This window comes from Sphingomonas sp. P3_C6, from assembly GCF_056402595.1.
This window is the reverse complement of the sequence record NZ_JBFUHB010000030.1, coordinates 14,723-37,569: the sequence shown is the minus strand read 5'-3', so window position 1 is coordinate 37,569 and position 22,847 is coordinate 14,723. Positions and strand designations below refer to the sequence as shown.

Below are 22,847 nucleotides of genomic sequence, written 5' to 3'. Positions count from 1 at the left end.
CCTGGCGAGCGGCTGGTTGTAACAGGCCAAGCATGACCGACGCCCTTACCCGCATCGCCGACGCCCTCGAACGACTGGCCCCGCCCGCCCCGCCGGCGGCCGACCCGCTCGCGCATCCGGCCTATGTCTGGCGCGGCGACACGCTGACCGCGGCGCGCGACTTTGCCGGGCTGCCGCTCGATCAGCTCCAGAATATCGATCTGCAGAAGACGGCGCTGGTCGACAATCTCGAACGGCTGGCCAGGGGTGCCGCCGCGCATGACGCGCTGCTGTGGGGCGCGCGCGGTACCGGCAAGTCGGCGCTGGTGAAGAGCGCGGTCGCGCATATCCAGGCATCGGGCGGCAATCTCGCCCTGATCGAGGTCGTGACGACCCGGCTCGAGACCCTGCCCGCACTGTTCGCCGCGATCGCCGCGCTGCCGCGCGCCTTCGTGCTGTTCATCGACGATCTCGGCTTCGACGCGGCCGGCGATGCCCGCGCGCTGCGGTCGATGCTTCAGGGCGGCGCCGAGGCGCGCCCGGCCAATGCCCGGCTGATCGTCACCTCCAACCGCCGCCACCTCATCCCACGCGACATCGCCGAGCAGGAAAGCGCGATCAATCCGCGCGACGCGGTCGACGATCAGCTTGCGCTGGCCGACCGGTTCGGGCTCAGCCTCGGCTTCCATGTGATCGACCAGGATGCCTATATCGCGATCGTGAAGGGCTATGCCGATGCCTATGGCCTGCCCTTCGATCCGGTCGATGCGGTCGGCTGGGCCACGCGGCGCGGCAGCCGTTCGGGGCGGGTCGCCTGGMACTATATCGTCGATCTGGCGGGCAGGAACGGGCACTCCCTCACATAGTCGCAGACCTGGCTCATCTTTCCGAGAACACGGTTTGACTTGAAGCCTTTGCCAGTCAGGCCGCCGGCACGCTCGCGACCGAAAGCGACGATACCGGCACACGCGTGGTGATGACGCTGACGGCCTGAAGGCTCACACCGCGACGGGTCGCCCCGGATTCTCCATGCGGCGCGGGTGCTTGCTGTCGGCCTTGGCGGCGTAGAGTGCACGATCGGCGGTATCGAACAGGGCGTCCGCGCTCCGGCCATCGGCCGGCCAGGTGGCCACGCCGATGCTGGCGCCGACACGGATGTCGTGGCCAAATATCCGGTGCGGCGGCACCAGGGCGGAAAGCATGTGCCCGGCGATGGCATGGGTCGCGATGGCGGATTCGCAGGGCACCAGGATCGCGAATTCGTCACCGCCGAGACGGGCCACCACCGCGTGATCGCCACCGGCGTCGCGCAGCCTTTGCCCCACCTCGCACAGCAGCACGTCGCCGGCCGCGTGGCCGTGGCAATCATTGACGGGCTTGAAGCCGTCGAGATCGATCAGCGCGACCGAAAAGCATGTCTCCGGCCCGGCTGCCGCGATCTCCTGCTGCAGCCGCGCATCGAGCGCGCGGCGGTTGAGCAGGCCGGTCAGCGGATCGGTATTCGCCAGGTCGCGCATCTTCCGCTGGAGCATCAGCAGGTCGACCAGCTGGACATGCTGCTGCGCGATCATGCGGAGCAGGAAGGCGCTGGCGACGGCCAGGCTCGTGCCGGCCGCCAGGTCCATCCGGTTGCCGGTGAAAAGCAGCAGGACGGTGATCGGCAACAGGCCGATCGCCAGGTTGATGATCGTCGCCACGCGGATGGTCGACAGGCAATAGGCGGTGGCGAGCGAGCCCATCGCCATGATCATCGGATAATAGATCCGCATCGCAGGTGGCGCGCTGAACCAACTCATCACGCACCAGGTGCTGCACAGCACGCCAAGCGAACCGGACACCCAGGTCGCCGCCTTGATCATCTTCGCCGCCCGATCGACATCCAGCACGATGGCGCGCTTCTTCATCCAGGCAAAGAAGCGCAGCAGGCAGGCAGTTGCCATGAAGATCGGGATACCGAACCTGACGATCGGCGACGCGCCCTCGCTCGACCCGTAGATCGCGGTCGGGATGGTGAGGAACAGGGTGAGATAGAGCAGCGGAATCTGGCTCTGCAGCCGCGCGGCGCGAAGCAGGGTGAAATCGTCCTGGATCGCCTCCGGGACCGGCGGAAAGGCGTTATCCCAAAGGGCGTGGATCGTTGCTCTCATGGCGCGGGATTAGCAGCACGAGGTAAACCGTCAGTTACCCTTTTCCTGAACCATGTTCTTCCCGACCCGCCCATTCCGCCTGTGCCCCTGCGCACAAGATCGTTCGGCCGCGTCGGCACGGAGAGATAGATCCGAATCCGGTCCCAGTTCCGGGCTCGCCCAAGCGTCTTTGTTAACCATGCTCGCATAGCACCACGCCCGAAACGAACGACCATCAGGAGCAGTCGATGACGCGTGCGGCCATCCATCCCAGCCTTCCTCAGAACGACACCACGGCACAGCAGACCGCACGCGAGGCGCAGATCGCGGCGGCCTGCAAAAGCTATGTCTGGACGACCGACATGCCGACTCTGCCCGGCGTGCCGCTGGCCGCGACCGTCCCCGCCAGTGACGAGCCGACTATTCCCTGGTTCCTGATCCTGATCGGCGTCGGCCTGAAGATTGCCCGCAACGTGATTGCGGTGAAATTGTCCGGCCTCGATCAAGGGCATCTCGACACGCTGCCGTCGACCCTGATCGGCGCCCAGGGACGCTGCGACCTGATCGAGGCGTCCGCCACGCGCATCGCCAGGCACCATGCCGTGCAGACGGGCACGTCGGTCCTGTCGCGCGCCGCGGCCGATATCGCGACGGTGGTCGAGGATGCCGAGCATGATGCCCATATCGCCCTGCTGAAGAGCCATGCCGCCGAGCTGCGCGACATCGCCGCGCTCAGCGACGACGAGAGGGCCGGACTGGATGGCGGACGGGCAATATCGCTCGATGCCTATCGCGCGCTGTTCGACACGATCCCGGTGCCGGGTTTCGCCTATATCTTCCAGGAGGACGACCAGTTCGCACGGCTGCGCGTGGCGGGGCCGAATGCGATGCTGATCAAGGGCATCAGCGCCTTGCCCGACAATTTCCCGGTCACCGCGAAACAATATGCGGCGGCGATCGGGCATGGCGATTCGCTCGACCGGGCGCTGGCCGATGGGCGCGTCTACCTGATCGACTATGCCGAGCTTGCCGTGCTGGTGCCCGGCGTCTGGGACGGGCTGGCCAAATATGTCTGGCAGCCGCTCGCCTTGTTCGCCGTGCCGCCGGGCGGATCGGCACTGAAACCGGTCGCGATCCAGTGCGGCCAGGATAGCGAGGAGCATCCGATCTTCACCCCGACGGTGGTCGCGTCCGAAGCCTGGGGCTGGGAGATCGCCAAGACGGTCGTGCAGATCGCCGACGGCAATTATCACGAGCTGTTCGTGCATCTGGCGCGCACCCATCTGGTGATGGAGGCCTGCGCGGTCGCGACCCACCGCGAACTGGCCGATATCCACCCGCTCTGGGCGCTGCTGGTGCCGCATTTCGAGGGGTCGCTGTTCATCAACTACCAGGCGGCAACCTCGCTGATCGCCGCCAACGGGCCGATCGACCATATCTTTGCCGGCACCATCACCTCGAGCCAGCTCGCGGCGGCGAAAGACCGGCTTGCGTTCGATTTCTACGGCAAGATGCTGCACCATGATCTCGCCGCGAGAAACGTGGCGGACGTCGAGGCGCTGCCCGACTATCCCTATCGCGACGACGCGCTGCTCGTGTGGCAGGCGATCCATGAATGGACGACGCAATATATCGACATCTATTATGCCGATGATGCAGCCGTCACCGGCGACACCGAGCTGGCCGCCTGGGTTGCCACGCTCGCCTCCGACGGCAAGCTCAAGGGGTTCAAGCCGATCGTCACGCGGGCGCAGCTTGCCGAGGTGTGCGCCATGATCCTGTTCACTGCGAGCGCGCAGCATGCCGCGGTGAATTTTCCGCAAAAGGATATCATGGCCTTCTCCCCCGCCGTCACCGGCGCTGGATGGGCGGCAGCGCCGACGGGCCAGGCCGGGCACGACAAGGCCGAATGGCTCGGCTACATGCCACCGCTGTCGCTGGCGCTGGAGCAGCTCAACGTGCTCTACCTGCTCGGCTCGGTGCATTATCGCCCGCTCGGCGACTATCGCAGCAACGACTTCCCCTATCTCGAATGGTTCCGCGATCCGGCGATCATCGGCAACGACGGGCCGCTGGCGCGTTTCCAGGCGACGTTGCGCGGGGTCGACGAGCGTATCGTCGCCCGCAATGCCGAGCGCCAATATCCCTATCCCTATCTTCAGCCGAGCCTGATCCCGACCAGCGTCAACATCTGAACCCTGCGGCTCTGTGTCGTCGCGCATGAGCGCGCGACGACACAGAGCCCCGGGACAGAGTGCGCTTCAGCCCAATCCCTCGACCGTCTCCGCCAGCTCCAGCCAGCGCAGCTCGGCGGCATCCTTTTCCTCCCGAGCCTTGTCGATCGCTTTCATCAGCCGGTCGAACGCAGTCGGATCCCTTGTGTAGAGATCGGGATCGGCCAATGCTTCCACATCACGCGCGATGGCCTTGTCGAGTTCCTCGATCCGCTTGGGCAGCAAATCATAGTCGCGCTGGTCCTTGTAGGTCAGCTTCACCTTGGGCGCTGGCGGGGCGGTCGGCTCCGCCTTGCGCGGATTGGGGCGCTTGCCGCCCGAAACGCGGAGCTTGCGGCGCTTTTCCCAATCCTCATAACCGCCGGCGACGACATCGACCGTGCCCGACCCGTCGAGCCCGAGCGTTATAGTCACCGTGCGATCGAGGAAGTCGCGGTCATGGCTGACGATCAGGACGGTACCGTCATAATCGCCGATCACTTCCTGCAACAGGTCGAGCGTCTCCAGGTCGAGATCGTTGGTCGGCTCGTCCAGCACCAGCAGGTTCGACGGCCGGGCGAACTCGCGCGCGAGCAACAGCCTCGATCGCTCGCCGCCCGAGAGCGTGCCGATCATCGCATCGACCAGCCCGGGCTCGAACAGGAACTCCTTGAGATAGCCGATGATGTGCTTCTTCACGCCCTGGACCTCGATCCAGTCGCCGCCATCGGCGAGCACTTCGCGCACCGTCTTGTCGGGCGCCATCAGGCTCCGCTGCTGGTCGATGACGATCGCATCCAGCGTCTTGGCGAAGCGGATATGCCCCTCGTCCGGCGGAATCTCGCCAGTCAGCAGCTTGAGCAGGGTCGATTTGCCCGCGCCGTTCGCGCCGACGATACCGATCCGGTCGCCGCGCGTGACGCGCAGGGTCAGGTCCCGAATGATCGTCCGGTCGCCGAAGCTCTTGGACACGCCCTTCACGTCGATCACCACCTTGGACCGTGCATCGTCCGTGCCGATCGTCAGGTTCGCGGTGCCCGGCGGCCCCATCATAGACGCACGCTCGGCGCGCATGTCCTTCAGCTTGGCGAGCCGCCCCTGGTTGCGCTTGCGCCGGCCGGTGACCCCGCGCAGCAGCCAATGCTCCTCGATCTTCAGCTTGGCATCGAGCCGCTCGGCATTGCGCTGCTCCTCGGCAAAGACGGTCTCGGTCCACGCCTCGAACCCGCCAAAACCGATCTCGGCGCGCCGCACCGTGCCGCGGTCGAGCCACAGCGTCTGCTTGGTCAGCCGGGTCAGGAAAGTGCGGTCATGGCTGATCACGATGAACGCGCCGCGGAAGCGCGACAGCCAGTCCTCGAGCCAGTCGATCGCGACGATGTCGAGATGGTTGGTCGGTTCGTCGAGCAACAGGACATCGGGGTCCTGCGCCAGCGCACGCACGATCGCGGCGCGACGCCGCTCGCCGCCCGAGGCGCTGCCGGCTTCGCGCGACAGGTCGATGCCGAGCTGGTCGGCGATCGCCTCCGCCTCGTGCCGCGTCGGCGCGTCGTCGCCCGACAGGACGTAATCCAGCAGCGTCTCGAAATTGCGCAGGTCAGGTTCCTGCTCCAGCAGGATCACGCGCGTGCCCGGTACGATCGTCCGCCGGCCCTCGTCGGCCTCGATCTTCCCGGCGATCAGCTTGAGCAGGGTCGTCTTGCCTGCGCCGTTGCGCCCGATCAGCGCCAGCCGGTCGCGCGGCTGGACATGGATGTCGAGGCCGCGGAACAGCCACCCCGATCCCTGGATGATGCCGAGATTTTCATATGCGAGGATTGGAGCTGCCATGCGGGCTCCGTTAGGGCCGCGCGCGGGACCCGGCAAGTTGCGCCTGAATGAGCGACGCCTGACGGAAGCATTCACAGGCTGTTCAAGCCCGGCTGCCTATGCGAGACGCAATGAAGATGCTCGTACCGCTTGCGTTATCCGCCCTTGTTGCGCTTGGCCCGGCTTCCGCCCCCGCGGAGCCCGTCCAGCGGCGCGACCAGCAGGAAGCGTTCGATCAGCTGCGCCAGGGCCGCATCATGCCCCTGCGCGAGATCGAGGCACGTGTCCTGCCGCGTATGACCGGCTCGCAATATCTCGGTGTCGAGCTCGACAGCAGCACCAGTATTTACACGCTCAAGTTCGTGCGTAAGGGAACTGTCATCTGGGTCTATGTCGATGGCCGGTCCGGCAAAGTCATCGGCCAGGACGGAAATTGAGCGCCACTACGGCGCCGTCTGAAAGGGTAATCCTATGCGCGTACTGATCGTCGAGGACGAGCCCAGCCTGGGCCAGCAGCTGAAGAACACACTGGAAGGCGCCGGCTATGCCATCGATCTCGCCACCGACGGCGAGGAAGGCCATTTCCTCGGTTCCACCGAGAATTACGATGCGATCGTGCTCGACCTCGGCCTGCCCGAGATCGACGGGCTGACCGTGCTCGACCGCTGGCGCAAGGAAGGCCGCACCGCGCCCGTCCTGGTGCTGACGGCGCGCGACAGCTGGTCGGACAAGGTCGCCGGCCTCGACGCCGGTGCGGACGATTATGTCGCCAAGCCGTTCCAGTCCGAGGAGCTGATCGCCCGCCTTCGCGCGCTGATCCGCCGGGCCTCGGGCAATGCCTCGTCGGAACTGACTGCGGGCGATGTCCGCCTCGACACCCGGTCGGGCAAGGTCACTTTGGCCGGCGAGCCGGTCAAGCTGACCGCGCAGGAATATAAGCTGCTCAGCTACCTGCTTCATCACAAGGGCAAGGTGGTCAGCCGCACCGAACTGATCGAGCATATCTACGACCAGGATTTCGACCGCGATTCGAACACGATCGAGGTGTTCGTCACGCGCATCCGGAAGAAGCTGGGCCAGGACGTCATCACCACCATCCGGGGGCTCGGCTACAGCCTCGAAGATCCGGATGCGTGATCCCGTCCCCGTGACGTCCCATGGCTGACGGCGAGGCTGCGACCGCGGCCCAACTCGTCACGCCATCGAAACCGGCCGAAGAGAATCGCCCGGCCCCGACCGTCTATGCGAAGCAGAAGACCACCGGCTCGCTCAGCCGGCGGATGATCTTGATCGCGGCCGGGTGGATTCTGCTGCTGCTCACCGGCGGCGGCTTTGCGCTCGACCGGGTGCTCGCTGCCGCCGTCACGCGCAATTTCGACGACCAGCTCGAATATGTGCTGACCGCACTGATCGTCTCGTCGGAGATCGGGCCCGAGGGCGAGGTGGTGTTCAACCGCGAGCCGGCCGACCAGCGCTTCCTCGAACCCTATTCGGGTCTCTATTGGCAGGTCAGCGCCAAGGGTCGCGAGCCCTTCCCGTCGCGATCCCTGTGGGACCGGCGCATGGCGTTCGGCAGCAACCATTCGGACATGGTCGTGCACGCCTATGACAGCCCGCAATTCGGCGACGAGAAGCTGCGCATCCTCGAACGCGACGTGAAGCTGCCCGGGTCGCCGGTGCGCTGGCGATTCCAGGTGGCGCAAAGCCGCGACGGGCTCGACGCGCAGATCGGCGTACTGCGCAAGACGCTGGTGCGCAGCTTCCTGCTGCTCGCGCTCGGCCTGATCGTGATGGCCGCGCTCCAGACCTTTTACGGCCTCTGGCCGCTGCGCCGCGTGCGCGAGGAGATCGCCAGGATGCGCGCCGGCAAGTCGCGCCAGGTCGAACGCGCCATGCCCAATGAGGTCGCGCCGCTGGTCGAGGAACTCAACGCGCTGATCGAGCATAACGAAAAGCAGGCGGAGGAAGCGCGCCGCCATGCCGGCAACCTGGCCCATGCGCTCAAGACGCCGCTGACGGTCATCATGAACGCGGCGACGGCGCAGGCCGACGACCTCGGCGAGACGGTGGTGCGCGAGGCACGGACGATGCGCCGCCAGGTCGACCACCACCTTGCCCGCGCCCGCGCCGTCGGGCGCCGCGGATCGGCGCACAGCCGCGCCGATGTATGGCCGAGTCTCGAATCGGTCGAGCGCGCGGTCGCCCGGCTCTACCGCCATGTCCGGATCGACGTGACGGGCCCGAAGAACCTGCAGGTCCATGTCGAGCGCCAGGATCTGGACGAGATGCTCGGCAACCTGATCGAAAATGCCGCGAAATATGGCGGTGGCAGCGTGTTCGTCACCGTGGGCGCGCAGGCCGGGTTCGTCGAATTCCTGATCGAGGATGACGGCATCGGCATTCCGGAAGAAGAAAGAATCCGGATCTTCGATCGTGGCGTGCGGCTCGATACGGGCAAGCCGGGCACCGGCCTCGGGCTGGCCATCGTGCGCGATGTTGCGGAGATCTATGAGGGCACGGTCTCGCTCGAGGAGAGCGAGGACCTTGGCGGGTTGATGGTCAGGCTCAGGCTGCCGGCCGCCAATTAAATCCTCCCCGGCACGGGGAGGGGGACCGCCCGCTTCTTCAGCGGGTGGTGGAGGGGCTTGGAGCGCGGAACATCTGCCCCGCGCTCCAAGCACCTCCACCACTTCGTGGTCTCCTTCCCCCGTGCCGGGGAGGAAATTTTACGCCGCTACGTTCAGCTCCCGCATCACCTCGGCGGTGATCGTCAGGCTCCGCTTGCGGGCGTCATGGTCGTAGATCGAACTCGCGACCATGAGCTCGTCCACACCCGTGCGTTTCACGAACGCCGCGATCCCGCGCGCGACCGTCTCGGGGCTGCCCACCGCGGAGCATTGCAGCACATGATCGAGAATCCGCTCGCCCTGCGGCCCAAGCGTCTCGCGATAACCCGGTACCGGCGGCTTCAGCTTGCCCGGATTGCCGGTGCGCAGGGCGACGAACGCCTGTTGCTGCGAACTCGCCAGCAACTCCGCATCTTCATCGGTGTCGGCGGCGAAGACGTTGAATCCGGCCATCAGATGCGGCCTGGCCAGGGCCTTCGACGGCCGGAAATCGCGCCGATAGATCGCGATCGCCTGGTCCAGCGCATCGGGCGCGAAATGCGAAGCGAAGGCATAGGGCAGGCCAAGCATCGCCGCGAGCTGCGCGCCGAAGGTGCTCGACCCCAGGATCCACAAGGCGACATCGGCGCCCGCACCCGGCGTCGCGCGGATGCCGGTCTGGCCGTCATCGGCGAAATAGCTCTGCAGCTCGACCACGTCGCGCGGAAAGGCATTGGCGTCGCTCTCCAACGTCCGGCGCAACGCCCGCGCGACGATCTGGTCCGATCCCGGCGCCCGGCCGAGTCCCAGGTCGATCCGCCCCGGGAACAGGGCGTCGAGCGTGCCGAATTGCTCGGCGATCACCAGTGGCGCGTGATTGGGCAGCATGATGCCCCCCGCCCCGACCCGGATGGCCTCGGTCGCCGCCGCGACATGGGCGATCACCACCGCCGTCGCGGCGCTGGCGATGCCGGTCATGCCATGATGCTCCGCCACCCAATAGCGGCTGAAACCGAGGCTCTCCGCATGCCGGGCGAGGTCGGCGGCATTGGCGAGGGACAGGGAAACGCTGCCGCCTTCGGTGACGGGAACGAGGTCGAGCAGGGAATAAGCTGTCATGATGGGGAACATGGGAAGCGCCCGCCGCGGGCGAAAGCCCTTCGGTATCAGGTAGTGACAAGCAATGCTTTCGTCCCGCCGCATTATCCTTCTGTCGGGACACGACGGGCGGAGCCGATCACCGCCATTGCGGGGATCGTGGATGGACCCTAGAGCCTCGGCGCCATGCTCGCGCGCCTTGCCCCAATCCGCAACTGGATCTTCGATCTGGACAACACGCTGTATCCGGCGAGCGCGCGGTTGTTCGACCAGATCGACCGCAACATGGGCGCCTATATCGCCGATCGTTTCGGCTGCGACCTGGTCGAGGCGCGGCGTATCCAGAAGGGTTATTTCCACGGGCACGGCACGACGCTCGCCGGGCTGATGGCCGAGCATCAGGTCGACCCCCACCAGTTTCTCGACTTCGTCCATGATATCGAGATGGACGTGATCGAGGAAAATCTGCCCCTCGCCGCCGCCATCGCGAAGCTGCCGGGGCGCAAGATCGTCTTCACCAATGCCGACACACCCTATGCCGGCCGCGTGCTCGACCGGCTCGGCCTCGGCGCGACGTTCGAGGCGGTGCACGACATCCATGCGATGGACATGAAGCCCAAGCCGCAGGAATCGGCCTATGCCGGCCTGTGCGCCGCCTTCGGCATCGACCCGGCGGAGAGCCTGTTCGTCGAGGACATGGCCCGCAACCTGAAGCCGGCCAAGGCGATCGGCATGACCACGGTGTGGATCGACAACGGCTCCGAGCAGACGGCCGACATGGACCGGAGCTATATCGATTTCACGACACACGATATCCGGCACTGGCTGGAAAGCATATTGGAGGCATGATGAGCGACTTGCAGGGCAGTATCGAAGCGGCATGGGACGCGCGCGACGGGATCAACACCGGCACCACCGGCGCCGTGCGTGACGCGGTCGAGACGGCGCTCGGCATGCTCGATTCCGGCGCGGCACGCGTTGCCGAGCCCGACGGCAATGGCGGCTGGCGCGTCAACCAGTGGCTCAAGAAAGCCGTGCTCCTGTCCTTCCGCCTCAACGACAACGCGCTGATCGATGGCGGCTCCGCCGGCTCCCCCGCGTTCGACAAGGTGCCGTCGAAATTCGCCGGCTGGGGCGAGGCCGAGTTCCGCGCAGCCGGCATCCGCGTCGTCCCCGGTGCTGTCGCGCGCCGCGGCGCCTTCATCGCCAGGGGTGCGATCCTGATGCCGAGCTTCGTCAATATCGGCGCCTATGTCGGCGAGGGCACGATGGTCGATGCCTGGGCCACGGTCGGCAGCTGCGCTCAGATCGGCAAGAACGTCCATCTTTCGGGCGGCGCCGGCATCGGCGGCGTGCTGGAACCGCTCCAGGCCGATCCGGTGATCATCGGCGATGGCGCGTTCATCGGTGCCCGTGCCGAGGTCGCCGAGGGCGTGCGTGTCGGCGAAGGCGCGGTGCTGTCGATGGGCGTCTATCTCGGCGCCTCGACCAAGATCATCGACCGGGCGACCGGCGAGGTCTTCCGCGGCGCGGTGCCGCCTTACGCCGTGGTCGTGCCCGGCAGCATCGGCGGTGGAGACGGCAAGCCGGCGCTCTATTGCGCAGTGATCGTCAAGCGTGTCGACGAACAGACACGGTCCAAAACCAGCATCAACGAGTTGCTGCGCGACTGAGCCGGAGGGAAAGCGTGATGATCAGGGCCATCGCATCGATCCTGTGTCTCGCGCTGCTGACCGGTGCCGGACAGTCCGGTACCGGCCCTGCCGCCCCGTCCAAAATCGCGCCCAAAACCCCGGTGGCGGCGACGAAGGGGCGCCCGGTTCCGTTCACGCTGTTCCGTGGCAAGATCCTGTTCGAGGCGTCCGTCGCGGGCCGGCCGGTCACCGTGCTGCTCGACAACGGCGCCGATTTCAGCACGATCGATTCCGCGCTGGTCAAGTCGCTGGGCCTGCCGCCGGGCGACGCAGTCAACATGGCGGGAACCTCCGGCAATGTCGCGGCGACGATGGTGCGCGGCGTCGATCTCGACATTCCCGGCCAGTTCCGCAGCACCAACCAGATGCTGTCCGCCGACCTGGCGCCCTTCTCGAAGCTGCTCGGGCGCAGGCTCGACATGGTGCTGGGCGGCGACGTGATGCGCAAGCTCGCGCTCGGCATCGATTTCCGGCGCCGCCTGTTCCGCTTCGGCCGCTCCGGCATGACGCCGACCGGCCTCACCGCCATCCCGCTGAAGCGCGCGAAATTCGCCGCCGTCGCGACGGTGCAGACCGACGGCAAGCCGCTCAGGCTCGAAGTCGATCTCGGGTTCAACGGCGATGTCTCGCTGTCGCCCGATGCCTGGGCGAAGGTGAGGCCGGCCGATGTGCGCCTCAGCGACGATGTCGGCGCCGGCGCGAACGGCGCGCTCCAGCCGGTCGTCCAGGCGCGGCTGCCCGATCTGATGCTCGGCAGCTTCAAGGAGCATGATCTCGACGTCGATGTGCGCAGCCAGCCGAGCACCTTTGCCGGCCAGGTCGACGGGCTGCTCGGCACCGCGACGCTGGAGCGCTATGACGTAGTGCTCGACATCGGCGCCAACACGCTCTGGCTCCGCCCGCTCGCCGTGCCGCCCGCCCGCAGGATCGACCGGGCCGGGCTCACGCTCGTGCCGGACGGCACCGCGTTCAAGGTCCTTCACGTCAGCAGCGGCGCGCCCGCGGTCGGCGCGTGGAAGGTCGGCGACCGGCTGTGCCGGGTTGGCGGCCATGCGGTCGACCCCGCCTCGCCCACCGCGCTCGACTGGCGCAATGGCCCGGAAGGCAACGTCGTCGACCTCGAAACCTGCGACGGCGCGCACCGTCCGCTCACGCTCAAGCGCTATTACTGACGATTACTGTCCAATACTGGGCCTCCACCGTCTCGACATCGTAACGCAGCCCGCTTATCCGCCCCAAAACGATTCAGGATGCCAATCTCCATGACCACCGCCAGCAAGGTCCTCGACCGAGTCCTCGTGCTCGAAATGGTCCGCGTGACCGAAGCCGCCGCCATCGCCGCCTCGAAACTTGTCGGCCGCGGCGATGAAAAGGCGGCTGATGCCGCCGCCGTCGAAGCGATGCGTGGCGCGCTGAACGAGCTCTACATGGACGGCACCGTGGTGATCGGCGAGGGTGAGCGCGACGAGGCGCCGATGCTTTATATCGGCGAGAAGGTCGGCTCGGCGATCGGCAAGGGCCCGAAGATCGACATCGCGCTCGATCCGCTCGAAGGCACGACGATCTGCGCCACCGCCGGCCCGAACTCGCTCGCCGTGCTGGCGATCGCCGAGGAAGGCGGCCTGCTCAACGCCCCCGACGTCTATATGGACAAGATCGCGGTCGGCCCGGGCTATCCCGACGGCATCATCGACCTCGACAAGAGCCCGACCGAGAACGTCAAGGCAGTCGCCGCCGCCAAGGGCGTCGAGCCGAGCGCGATCATCGCCTGCGTGCTCGACCGCCCGCGCCACCAGAAGCTGATCGCCGAGCTGCGCGCGCTCGGCTGCGGCATCATGCTGATCGGCGACGGCGACGTCGCGGGCGTGATCGCGACGACCAACCCGGACACGACGATCGACATCTATCTCGGCTCGGGCGGCGCGCCGGAAGGCGTGCTGGCGGCAGCCGCGCTGCGCTGCGTCGGCGGTCAGTTCAAGGGCCGCCTGCTGTTCCGCAACGACGACGAGCGCGCCCGCGCGCATAAATGGGGCGTGACCGACCTCGACAAGCAGTACGACCTGACCGAACTGGCCAAGGGCGACTGCATCTTCGCTGCGACCGGCGTCACCGACGGCTCGCTGCTGGCCGGCGTAAAGCGCAAGGCCGGCGTGATGACCACCGAGAGCGTCGTGATGCGCGCCAGCTCGGGCACGGTGCGTTGGGTGAAGGGCGAGCACCGCATCTGACGGTGCCGTAACCGATTAGCGTCGCGTCCGCGACGCTAATCTATTGCCCAGGCCACGGGGAGGAGAGTCCAGCGAAGCGGCGCTTTGGGATCGCGCTCCGCCTTGGGAAAATGTGCTCTGGTCATCGCGATCTGACACACTCTCCTGTCCAGGGACTCGGTGCCGCTCTTGATGACCGTGCGGCAAGTCTTGGCTTTGCCATCATTGCGAACCGTGATCAGCGCGACCGTCCGCCCCCCGGCACCTAACCTGATCGCGTCAGTCGGATAGGCATCTCCCCCGAACCATGCCGCAGGGTTCAGCGTGTCGCTTTCCGCTACCCTGTCCTCAGGGTCGACACCCCATTTCTTCATGAGATCATCCTGGCAGGCCTTGAGCGCCGGGAGTGTTCCGGTCATCCCGCGGGTCCGTAACGCGATCGGCCCTTTCCCATGTCCACGCTGATAGTGGTTGCCGCCATGAAAGCTCTAAGATCTGCTGCTGGAAGCGGTAAGACGGCGCCGTGCTTATCCTTGATCGCCCCGGACGTGAAAGGCGCAGTCAGCTTCGTGCCGGATGGCTCCAAGCCGATCGTGGCCGTCCCTCGGCGCAGGCCACCGCCCCACCTGCCCGGCTGGACGAGGATCAAACTGCCGCTCACGGTATTCGATTCGAATGCCAATTGCGTCGATGCGGGTGGCGGCCCGAAGTTCCGCGAAACGACGCGGCTATTATCCTGATAGTCGACGACCCACGCGTTGCTCGGGATGAAGGCGCCCGATCGCGCTCAAGGTTAGTTTTCCGGTAACCCGGTTAATCGCAGGAACGGTTGCATCTTTTCTAAACGAATGATTTGAAACGTAGAATATCCGGAAATTATCACCATTCCCGACGAATAAAACCATATTGGTACTAGCGTTTGTTGCGGCCCAATCTGGCGGGCCATAGGTTTTTTGGCCAGGGGAAGAACGGCCGATCGTGCCGCCCGCCGTTCCACCGGATTCATCTCCGACTGAGCGGATCAGCGACGCAAGGAGCGACCTATGAGCATGCCGGGCTTCACCGCGACCAACAGCCTCTCGCCAACCGCTGGCGCCTATTATGGCGGGGCAAGCCTGTCGATCGAGTCGGACGGCATGGTCGAGCCGGAGTTCCTGGATTTCATCAGGGACGCCATCGAATCGATCGGCGGTGCGCTGTCCTCCGCCGCCCGTGCCGCAATGGAAGGCCTCAAAAACGTGATCAGCGACATGCAGAGCGGGCAAGGCCAGCGCGCCTTTGCCTGCGGCTCCTGGATCGGCATGTTCGCGCGGTGCAACGGCCGCAACCCGAACGCCAGCTATGCCAACATGCTGACGAAATGCATCGAATCGAACAGGACGAGCCCGGACGGCGCGATCAAATGCGGCGTGGTCGTCTCGTCCTTCTATCCGCTGATGCAGAAGGTCTGCTCCGAGGGCGGCAACACCGGCAACATCCTCAACGACGTCTGCAAGGGCACCTGACTCCCTCGCATCGGCGGGGCATGCCCCGCCGGACGAAGGGGGAGATACAGGAGCTTCCCCGCCCTCCCCGCCACGCCTTCCCCTCGGGGCGGCCGTCTCCGTTTCGGCGCGGCGGGGAAGCTCGCCACCATCATTCGCGGATGAAACAATGCCTCTCGTCCTATCACCCGATGATCCGCGATTGGGTGATGGCAGGACTGTGAGACGGCGCGCCAGCGGCACCCGCAGATGAACCGCGATGCCGGCCCCGCACCGGAGGAGATGACGCTGCAGCGCCTGCTGCACGACATTCCGGCCGCCGACTTCCTCGCCGGTCATTGGGGCCGGAAGCCGCTGCTCGTGCGGCGCGGCCAGCCACTCTTCTACCGGCAGATCTTCTCGCTCGCCGCGATCGACGAATTGCTGTTCACCGGGCGGCTGCGTCCCGGGGAATATCGCCTGTCCGAAAGCGTGGAAGGCGTCGACCTGCAGTTCCGCGGGCGGGACGAGATGAACAAGCCCCCGCCGGTGAACGAATTCTACCGCGCCTTCGAACAGGGCAAGTCGATCGTCATCCATGGCCTGCACAAGCGGCTGCCGGCAATGGCGCTGGTCACGCGCACGCTTGAGCGCGCGCTGGTCTGTCCGGTCACCACCAATGCCTATCTCTCGCCGCCCGATGGCCAGGCCTATCCCAAGCATTACGACACCCATGACTTCTTCATCTTCCAGATCCACGGGGCCAAGCGCTGGCGGCTGTTCGAGCCGGGCAACCGCGTCCATCCGCTGCGCCAGCTGATCGAGCTGGCCGAACAGGCGATGCCGGCGCTGGGCAGCTGGGACGCAGGGCCGTTCATCGAGGAGTTCGATCTCGGCCCCGGCGACCTGCTCTATGTGCCGCGCGGTTTCGGGCATGAGGTGGTGAACCGGGACGAGACCTCGCTCCACCTCACCGTCGCGCTGCACGGCCTGACCTGGCTCGAGGCGGCCGAGCACGCACTGGCCCGCGAGGCGCTCGAATCCGATATGCTGCGTGCCGCGATTCCGGTCGTGCTGGCAGCGGACGGGTCCGGCCGGCACGATCTGAGCGCCGCACCGCAGATCGCCGACCGGATCGACCTTGGCCGCGGGATCGATCTCTGGCGCGGGCGGTATCGCAGCGGGCAGGAGCCGATCCCGGACGGCTATTGGGCAGTGCTCGATCACCTCTCCGATCTGGCCGACACTACGGTGGTGCACCGCCGCGCCGGCCTCGTCGGACTGGCCGAAACGGCCGGCGACGAGACAGTGCTCCGCTTCATGGAGGAGAGCGTCAGGCGCCCACTGCCGGCCCTGCCTGCGCTCACCTTCGTCGCCGATGCCGGTCCGTTCGCCATCGGCGCGATCCCCGGCATCGCCTCGGCGGATGAACGCGCCGACCTTGTTCGCGAACTCGTCAGGAAAGGGTTCCTGACGATCCCGCTCCCGCACCAACCCCGGGCGGAAGATCCGCTCCCTGTCGCACCGATACCCGCACCAGCCACATCTCATCGTTTCGAAGGAGGACAAACCATGACTCATGCCCATCAGGAGGCCGGCACGACCATTGCGCCGATGCACGCCGCACGCGACGAGGCGAGCCCCGCCGGCCATGCGGACTCGGGCGGCTGCGGTTGCGCCTCCTGCGCCGGGTCCGGCGACGAGCCTGGCTATGTTTATGCCATCGGCCGGATCAACGCGCGCTTCCCCTCGATCGATATCGAGAAGGAACTTGCCCAGGTCGTGCGCGGGACCGAGACGGTGAACCTCACCGATCGCGAGGTGCTCCACCAGGTGCTGAGCCAGCCCGAAAACGCCTATATCGCCCGTGAGATGTGCTGGGTGTTCAGCGTCGGCGGGGTCGAGGCCTTCACCGTCGTGCCGAAATCCGGCATCGAGCTGGCCGAGCTGATCGGCTCGCTCGCCCTGGGGTCGCAGCCGGGCGCGACCAACGTGCTGATCGGCACCCGCTCCCCGATGTCGCTGCCCGCCAGCGCCTGTGGCGGGCTTTCACTGCCGACCGTTCTTGCCAGCAAGATCTATTCGTTCAGCGTAGACGAATTCGTGAAGGCCCTGCCGCTCGACAAGGGCCAGGTCGCAGCCGGCCAGGACCTGCTCAACCGGATCACGCATCTCATCGACAATGTCGGCGATCTCGACGAGCACCGGGCGGTCAACTACCTCGCGATGCGCTATCCGGCGATCTACAGCCTGGTCATCGAGAATTACGCCCGCGACCAGAGCCTTCAGGGTGTCGGCATCAGCCCGGTCTCGACCCGCTCGCAGCGCCGGCTGGTCGATGTCACGCTCCGTTTCGTCAGCCGCAAGACCGATGTGCGCGAATTGTATGCCGCCCGGGTCGATGTGACCGGCATGTTCCCCTTCATGGTGACGGCGCTGCGCCCGGTCTTCGAAAAGGACTGAGCATGCCGGTCGGGCCGGGAGACCGCATGTGACGCGCGATCCGTTCGATCTTGCACGGCTCGACCGCCTGATGGCGCTGACACGCGCCTCGGGCGTGCGGATCGGGCTGATCGACGGCGCGGTGGAAGGCGAGCATCCGGCGCTCGCCGGCGCGCTGATCGAAACGCCGGGCGGCGGAGGCGCGGCACGCTGCACGATGGCCGACAGCATCGGCTGCCGGCACGGCACCTTCCTCGCCAGCCTGCTGGTCGGCGGCGGCATGCCGGGCATTCGCGGCATATGCCCCGAAGCGACCCTGGTCAGCCTGCCGGTCTTCGCCGAACTGCCCGGGCCGGGTACCATCCCTTCGGTCCGGCCCGAAGCGCTGGCGGCGGCGATCCACCGGCTGATCGATGCGGGAACGCAGGTGATCAACCTGAGCGTGGGCATCGCCACGGGCAGTCCCCGCGCTATCCCGGAGATGATCGAGGCCTGCACCCGTGCGCGCTCAGCCGGCACCTTGCTGGTGGCCGCCTCGGGCAACCAGGCGCGGCTCGGGCCAGTCTGGCTGTTTGCCGACGACTGGGTGATTCCCGTTGCCGCCAGCCTTGCCGACGGATCGATCGACCTGCGCTCCAATCTGGGGCCGGGCATCGGGCGGCGCGGGCTCTCCGCCCCGGCGGCAGAGGTGCGCGGCGCGCTGGCGCCCGACCGGATCGGCATCATGGGCGGGTCGAGCGTCGCGACGGCATTCGTCACCGGCACGCTGGCGCTGTTGCGCTCGCTCTATCCGCGGCTTCCCGCAGCGCGCCTGCGGGAGGCGATCCTGCTCGAACCGCGTCGGGTACGCAGCATCGTGCCGCCGCCGCTCGACGCTGCTGCCAGCCTTGCCTGGCTCAAGGCGCGGCACCCGGCCGCGCGATCGGCCGCATGATCATCTTCCACAGCCTGCCCAAGGCGGCGCGCCGCTTCCTGACGGTCAAGCTGCTCGGCGACCTCCGGCGACGGCACGCCCGCCAATATTATGAGCCGATGCAGCTGCTCACCCCCGAAAGGCCCGGCCGGCTGCCGATCCTATTCGAGCCGCGGGGCGAGAAGCTGCGCCGCTTCGAGCTCGAGCGGCTGCGGAAGATAGACATTTCCTTCGGCGTGTTCGGCGCCGACCGGCTCGACCGGCAGGACGGCGATTATCTCTTCACCTTCATCCGCCATCCCGTGCAGCGATTCTATTCGACCTATTATTATGGCCGCCATCACCTTGCCGAAGGCGGGCAATCGGATATCGGCACCGGCAGGGTCCGGTACCGCGAGCGCTATCCGGAAATGGTCGATCTGTTCCGGCTCGATCTCAAAGCCTTTGTCGGACGCTTCCTGGATTGCGACGGGCAAATCCGGTTCGACCGTGACGGCACCCTGTTCGGCCCGATCGACGAGATGTTCTTCCTCCCCAGACAGCTCGACCGATATGATCTGGTCGGCGTGGTCGAGATGATGGACCAGTCGCTCGAACGGCTGAACGCAGGGCTCGGCACCCGCATCGCCAATGGCAGGCGGGTCAATACCGGGCCCGGGCGCCCCGCGCGCCCTTATGGCGCGGCGGACCTGACCCGCTTCTTCGCCGGGGATATTGCCCTGTTCGAGCAGTATCGGGCCGCCTTGTCGCCGGAACGTCAGGGCTGAGGATTTGGCTTCGCGCCCTTCGGGGGTTAGACAGGCCCGATCAACCGGAGTCAGTATCGATGAAGACCGCAGCCTTGACCTCAGCGCTCATTATCCTCGCGCTTGGCGGATGCGAGCAGGCCCCGGCCCCGGACAATACCGCAGTCGCGGCGGCCCCATCCGGCGCGACGACGCCGGACAAGGATTATTATGCCGACCGGATCAACGCGCTGACCGACAAGCAGCGCGATGTCGTCCTGCTCAAGGCGATCAAGGACGCGGGCGGCGAATGCCCCTCGATCACCGGATCGGGCCCGCATGATCCGGTACAGGGCCATCACGCCTGGATCGCGCATTGCGCCGCCGGCAAGGACCTGCGCGCGCTCGACTGGGTGGTCGTCCTGGGCTCGGGCGGCATGATGAGCATCGTCAGGCCGGGCGCGCTCTGATCCTGGAGGGACGGACGGCCCGCAGATTCGGATTGCAACCGAAACGACTTTGTCTCCCGTTGCATAAACATGCTCCAGGCATATCGTCACGCCCTCGCACCTTCGCCTTGTGCCGCGGGGGCGCCACGCCGGCGACTGCGTAATCGTCGCCGAATTTCGACCTGAAATTCGCATGGGGGACGATGATGCTTTTCTCGATCGACAGGCGCCGGATCAGCCGGCGCGGCGCCGCGGCGGCCGTGGCTCTGGTCTCGGGCCTCGGCCTGCTCGCCGCCTGCACGCCTCAGCCGGCAAAACCGACGGGCCCTTCCTATCTTGCCGCCTTCCCGAACTTCGCGCCCGACGTGACCGCTCAATTCCCCGGCGACGTCGACATCGCGCTGAAGAAGAAGCTGGAAGGCGCGAAGAAGTTCGCCGAGGTGCAGCGCGAGTTCGATCTCTATTCGTGGCAGATGTTCCTGGCGCTGAACTGGCCAACCGATAACGAGGGCAAGGCCGCGCCGAAGATCACCGACACCAGCTTCGGTGCGCCGCACTGGACCTTGTGGCATACGTCCAACTCGATCTTCCAGGCCGACGGCGCGACCCCGGCCGCCTGCGCATCGAAGGCGGCCGCACGCACGCTCGTGCTGCGACGCGACCTGAGCAAGCCCGTCAGCCGCGGGCTGAAGGCCTTCTCCGCCCAGGCGACCGCCGGTTCCGATCCGCGCCAGACGCGTTTCCTTGGCGTGGTTTCGGCCGTGGGCGAGCTGAACGCCTCCAACCTCGGCGACATCCAGCAGGCCTTTTCGGGCCCGCTGATCGATCAGAATGGCGAGTTCGTCTATTACGAGATCATGATCGACCCGAACGAGGTCGAGTATCTCTGCGCCAACAGCCTCTTCAACATCAACGGCCAGGTCGCCTTCACCCAGGGCGGCGGCAAGGTGCAGATGCCGTTCGGCACGCCCGACAAGGATTGGGGCGGGTCGACCGAGCTGAAATTCGCCTGGCGCATCCTGAAAAAGGGCAGCGACGATTTCAGCCGTTTCCATACCCAGCCCGCAGTGGTGATCGACCAGGGGCCTGACGGCGCCCAGCTCGAGCGCAAGGTGACGGTGGGTCTGGTCGGCATGCATATCGGCCACAAGAGCTCGACCTCGCCGCAATGGATCTGGTCGACGTTCGAGCAGATCGACAATCTCGACATCGATCCGGTCGCGCATCCGACGCTGAAGCCGTCCTTCGTCGACACCAACTGCCCCGGCTGCGCGGTCAACCAGCTGCCGCAGAAGGTGAACGGCGTCTATCCACGGATCCCGACCCAGGCGTGGCGCGCCATCCCGATTCCCGGCGACAAACTGGCGCTCAACGCCCAGGCCCAGGCCGCGCTGAAGAAGATGGGCAGCGTCTGGCAATATTATCAGCTGATCGACACCCAATGGCCGACCGACCCGAGCGCGGTGCCATCGGCGTGGGACGGCGGCCTGCCCGACGCGGTGACCAACAAGCCCGGCGGCCGGCCGACCCCGACCTTCCTCACCAACATCACGATGGAAACCTATTTCCAGAAGGGCAACCAGCCCGCCTGCAAGAGCGAGGAGACGCCAAACAGCTTCAACTGCCCGACCGGGGCGGTCGACCCACCCGTGTGGAACTCGGCACTCAACAATCTCGGCAAGCCAGTGAAGCCCGGGGTCAACACCCTGTCCTTCATCACCGAGAGCTGCACCGGCTGCCACAGCTCAGCCGGCGTGTGGACCAGCTATGACCAGTCGACCGGCACCGGCACGCAATCGGGCCAACTCACCGGCGACTTCTCCTGGCTGCTCGCGCAGAAGGCGAGCTATGCCGGCGGCACGACCCCGACCAAACCGCTGCTGAACAAGCTGAAGAAGTAGCGCCGATTGCCCTCCCGTTCAGGAGAGGGCAATCGCATTCCCCACGCTCGAACAAACGCCCGCTCTCATATGCGTTAGCCGTCCGCAGAAGGGGGCCGGCAATTCAAAAAAGGAAAGGCGCCACCCTGCCGTGCAGGATGGCGCCTCCCTTCCCCCCGGAACCTCAGAAGGCGGCGGTGATCGAGGCGACGAAGCGGCTGCCCGCGATGGACGATCCGTCCTTCGTGCTCGAGAAATTCGGCTGCAGATAGGCAGCCTCCTTCATGCTGATATCGGTATCGACATAGGCGGCACCCAGGGTGACCGGGCCGAGCACATAGTCGATCCCGAGCAGCCAATCGACATATTTGCCGGTCGGCGCGACGCTGGTGCCGTTCGGCCCGAGGCCGGGATTGCCGTCAGAATAGCCGAGATGCGCCTTCACCGTCACCGGTGTGCTCGGGATGCCGGCGCTCGCGTCACCCCAGATGTAGAAATTGTCCTCGCTCTGTCCAAGGCTTTGCGGCGTATTGGAGAAATTACCGAGCGCCTTCTGCTTCGGCGCATAGGCGATGCCCGCCAGCAGGTTGACCGGGCCGGCGGTGCCGCTGACCTTCACATAGGGCTCGGCGAAATCCGTCGTGTCTGCGCCGCCCGGATACATGTACCAGGTCAGGCCGACATCGACCGTCGCGCCGCCGAAGCTGCGCTTGTATCCGCCGATCAGGTCGAGCTCCATGTTGGAGCCGCCGAACGTGCCCCAGCCGGCCAGGTTCGATCCCCAGGCGCCGATATAGAAGCCGCTCTCATGCGCGACGGTGATGCCGCCCTGGATCGCCATTTCCTTGTCGGACTGGGAGACGCCGCGAAACCGGTAGTCGGACACGAGCGCGACGCTGCCGGAGACGGTGATCGCCGACGGCGGCGCGGTGTCCTGCGCTGCGGCAGGCATGGCGGCGACGGACATGATGGCCGCACCGAGAAAATAGAGAGATTTCATGGGACACCCCTTTGTTAGGACAGGGTCCCTCCTGCGGCCGGATCCGCCGTCCCTCTCTGCCCTGTGGTGACAGGGAAACGGTCGTGCCCGAACACTGATATTTCTAACGGCGCGCTTCCGGGCATAGGTTGCCGCTTCGTAACGAATTGTTGCTCGAAAAGGAGGTCTTGCCCGGAGGCTGTTTGGGAATGCGCGGAGGAACGACTTTCAGAAGCGCCATGGCGCATGTCCAGACAGACCCTC

21 protein-coding genes are annotated in these 22,847 nt (G+C 66.2%); 16 read left to right on the top strand and 5 right to left on the bottom strand.

Annotated elements, in window-relative coordinates; translation table 11 throughout:
- Nucleotides 1-32: 32 nt before the first annotated feature.
- On the top strand, nucleotides 33-845 hold the full coding sequence (locus AC1DT7_RS20750; RefSeq protein ID WP_478038080.1) for an ATP-binding protein: 813 nt from the start codon (nucleotides 33-35) through the stop codon (nucleotides 843-845).
- Between the two features lie 132 nt (nucleotides 846-977).
- Here the strand turns inward: AC1DT7_RS20750 and AC1DT7_RS20745 are convergent, their stop codons facing one another.
- On the bottom strand, nucleotides 978-2,126 hold the full coding sequence (locus AC1DT7_RS20745; RefSeq protein WP_478038079.1) for a diguanylate cyclase domain-containing protein: 1,149 nt from the start codon (nucleotides 2,124-2,126) through the stop codon (nucleotides 978-980).
- 227 nt (nucleotides 2,127-2,353) lie between these two features.
- Here AC1DT7_RS20745 and AC1DT7_RS20740 point away from each other — a divergent pair, with 227 nt between their 5' ends.
- Nucleotides 2,354-4,300 (top strand): lipoxygenase family protein, encoded by a 1,947-nt coding sequence (locus tag AC1DT7_RS20740; protein ID WP_478038078.1) that lies wholly within the window; start codon nucleotides 2,354-2,356, stop codon nucleotides 4,298-4,300.
- Nucleotides 4,301-4,366: 66 nt separating this feature from the next.
- Here the strand turns inward: AC1DT7_RS20740 and AC1DT7_RS20735 are convergent, their stop codons facing one another.
- On the bottom strand, nucleotides 4,367-6,148 hold the full coding sequence (locus tag AC1DT7_RS20735; RefSeq protein WP_478038077.1) for an ABC-F family ATP-binding cassette domain-containing protein: 1,782 nt from the start codon (nucleotides 6,146-6,148) through the stop codon (nucleotides 4,367-4,369).
- A gap of 110 nt (nucleotides 6,149-6,258) precedes the next feature.
- Here AC1DT7_RS20735 and AC1DT7_RS20730 point away from each other — a divergent pair, with 110 nt between their 5' ends.
- From AC1DT7_RS20730 to AC1DT7_RS20720, 3 genes are all read left to right on the top strand, one after another.
- Nucleotides 6,259-6,564, top strand: coding sequence for a PepSY domain-containing protein (locus AC1DT7_RS20730; RefSeq protein ID WP_478038076.1), 306 nt, complete (start codon nucleotides 6,259-6,261; stop codon nucleotides 6,562-6,564).
- A 34-nt stretch (nucleotides 6,565-6,598) separates the two neighbouring features.
- Nucleotides 6,599-7,264 (top strand): response regulator transcription factor, encoded by a 666-nt coding sequence (locus AC1DT7_RS20725; RefSeq protein ID WP_272625383.1) that lies wholly within the window; start codon nucleotides 6,599-6,601, stop codon nucleotides 7,262-7,264.
- 143 nt (nucleotides 7,265-7,407) lie between these two features.
- Nucleotides 7,408-8,715 (top strand): sensor histidine kinase, encoded by a 1,308-nt coding sequence (locus AC1DT7_RS20720; RefSeq protein WP_478038095.1) that lies wholly within the window; start codon nucleotides 7,408-7,410, stop codon nucleotides 8,713-8,715.
- Between the two features lie 138 nt (nucleotides 8,716-8,853).
- On the opposite strand, the gene AC1DT7_RS20715 is transcribed toward AC1DT7_RS20720, so the two are convergent.
- Nucleotides 8,854-9,852, bottom strand: a complete 999-nt coding sequence (locus tag AC1DT7_RS20715; protein ID WP_478038094.1) for an LLM class flavin-dependent oxidoreductase — start codon at nucleotides 9,850-9,852, stop codon at nucleotides 8,854-8,856.
- A gap of 165 nt (nucleotides 9,853-10,017) precedes the next feature.
- On the opposite strand from AC1DT7_RS20715, the gene AC1DT7_RS20710 reads away from it, so the two are divergent.
- The 4 genes from AC1DT7_RS20710 to glpX all read left to right on the top strand — a co-directional run bounded on the left by AC1DT7_RS20710 (nucleotide 10,018) and on the right by glpX (nucleotide 13,753).
- Nucleotides 10,018-10,680 (top strand): pyrimidine 5'-nucleotidase, encoded by a 663-nt coding sequence (locus AC1DT7_RS20710; RefSeq protein WP_478038075.1) that lies wholly within the window; start codon nucleotides 10,018-10,020, stop codon nucleotides 10,678-10,680.
- Nucleotides 10,680-11,504, top strand: coding sequence for a 2,3,4,5-tetrahydropyridine-2,6-dicarboxylate N-succinyltransferase (dapD, locus tag AC1DT7_RS20705; protein ID WP_478038074.1), 825 nt, complete (start codon nucleotides 10,680-10,682; stop codon nucleotides 11,502-11,504). The genes AC1DT7_RS20710 and dapD overlap by 1 nt, the downstream gene beginning before the upstream one ends.
- 17 nt (nucleotides 11,505-11,521) lie before the next feature.
- Nucleotides 11,522-12,697 (top strand): aspartyl protease family protein, encoded by a 1,176-nt coding sequence (locus tag AC1DT7_RS20700; RefSeq protein WP_478038073.1) that lies wholly within the window; start codon nucleotides 11,522-11,524, stop codon nucleotides 12,695-12,697.
- A 90-nt stretch (nucleotides 12,698-12,787) separates the two neighbouring features.
- Nucleotides 12,788-13,753 carry a class II fructose-bisphosphatase gene (gene glpX, locus AC1DT7_RS20695; RefSeq protein WP_478038072.1) on the top strand — a complete coding sequence of 322 codons (966 nt, stop codon included), beginning with the start codon at nucleotides 12,788-12,790 and terminating at the stop codon, nucleotides 13,751-13,753.
- A 35-nt stretch (nucleotides 13,754-13,788) separates the two neighbouring features.
- Here glpX and AC1DT7_RS20690 read toward each other — a convergent pair whose 3' ends face one another.
- Nucleotides 13,789-14,151: a TonB family protein gene (locus AC1DT7_RS20690; protein WP_478038071.1), complete on the bottom strand. Its 363-nt coding sequence runs from the start codon at nucleotides 14,149-14,151 to the stop codon at nucleotides 13,789-13,791.
- Nucleotides 14,152-14,184: 33 nt separating this feature from the next.
- Here AC1DT7_RS20690 and AC1DT7_RS20685 point away from each other — a divergent pair, with 33 nt between their 5' ends.
- From AC1DT7_RS20685 to AC1DT7_RS20655, 7 genes are all read left to right on the top strand, one after another.
- The gene (locus tag AC1DT7_RS20685; protein WP_478038070.1) at nucleotides 14,185-14,472 is read left to right on the top strand and encodes a hypothetical protein; all 288 of its coding nucleotides are present in this window, start codon (nucleotides 14,185-14,187) and stop codon (nucleotides 14,470-14,472) included.
- Between the two features lie 303 nt (nucleotides 14,473-14,775).
- A complete protein-coding gene (locus AC1DT7_RS20680; protein WP_478038069.1) occupies nucleotides 14,776-15,237 on the top strand; it encodes a hypothetical protein in 462 nt (153 codons plus the stop codon).
- Between the two features lie 228 nt (nucleotides 15,238-15,465).
- Nucleotides 15,466-17,658, top strand: coding sequence for a cyanobactin maturation protease PatG family protein (locus tag AC1DT7_RS20675; RefSeq protein WP_478038068.1), 2,193 nt, complete (start codon nucleotides 15,466-15,468; stop codon nucleotides 17,656-17,658).
- Between the two features lie 28 nt (nucleotides 17,659-17,686).
- Nucleotides 17,687-18,571, top strand: coding sequence for a S8 family peptidase (locus AC1DT7_RS20670; protein WP_478038067.1), 885 nt, complete (start codon nucleotides 17,687-17,689; stop codon nucleotides 18,569-18,571).
- Complete coding sequence (locus AC1DT7_RS20665) at nucleotides 18,568-19,317, top strand: hypothetical protein (RefSeq protein ID WP_478038066.1); 750 nt, start codon at nucleotides 18,568-18,570, stop codon at nucleotides 19,315-19,317. Before AC1DT7_RS20670 ends, AC1DT7_RS20665 begins: the two co-directional genes overlap by 4 nt.
- Before the next feature lie 59 nt (nucleotides 19,318-19,376).
- Complete coding sequence (locus tag AC1DT7_RS20660) at nucleotides 19,377-19,745, top strand: hypothetical protein (protein WP_478038065.1); 369 nt, start codon at nucleotides 19,377-19,379, stop codon at nucleotides 19,743-19,745.
- 182 nt (nucleotides 19,746-19,927) lie between these two features.
- Complete coding sequence (locus AC1DT7_RS20655) at nucleotides 19,928-21,625, top strand: hypothetical protein (protein ID WP_478038064.1); 1,698 nt, start codon at nucleotides 19,928-19,930, stop codon at nucleotides 21,623-21,625.
- A 163-nt stretch (nucleotides 21,626-21,788) separates the two neighbouring features.
- Here AC1DT7_RS20655 and AC1DT7_RS20650 read toward each other — a convergent pair whose 3' ends face one another.
- On the bottom strand, nucleotides 21,789-22,604 hold the full coding sequence (locus AC1DT7_RS20650; protein WP_478038063.1) for a TorF family putative porin: 816 nt from the start codon (nucleotides 22,602-22,604) through the stop codon (nucleotides 21,789-21,791).
- Nucleotides 22,605-22,847 lie beyond the last annotated feature (243 nt).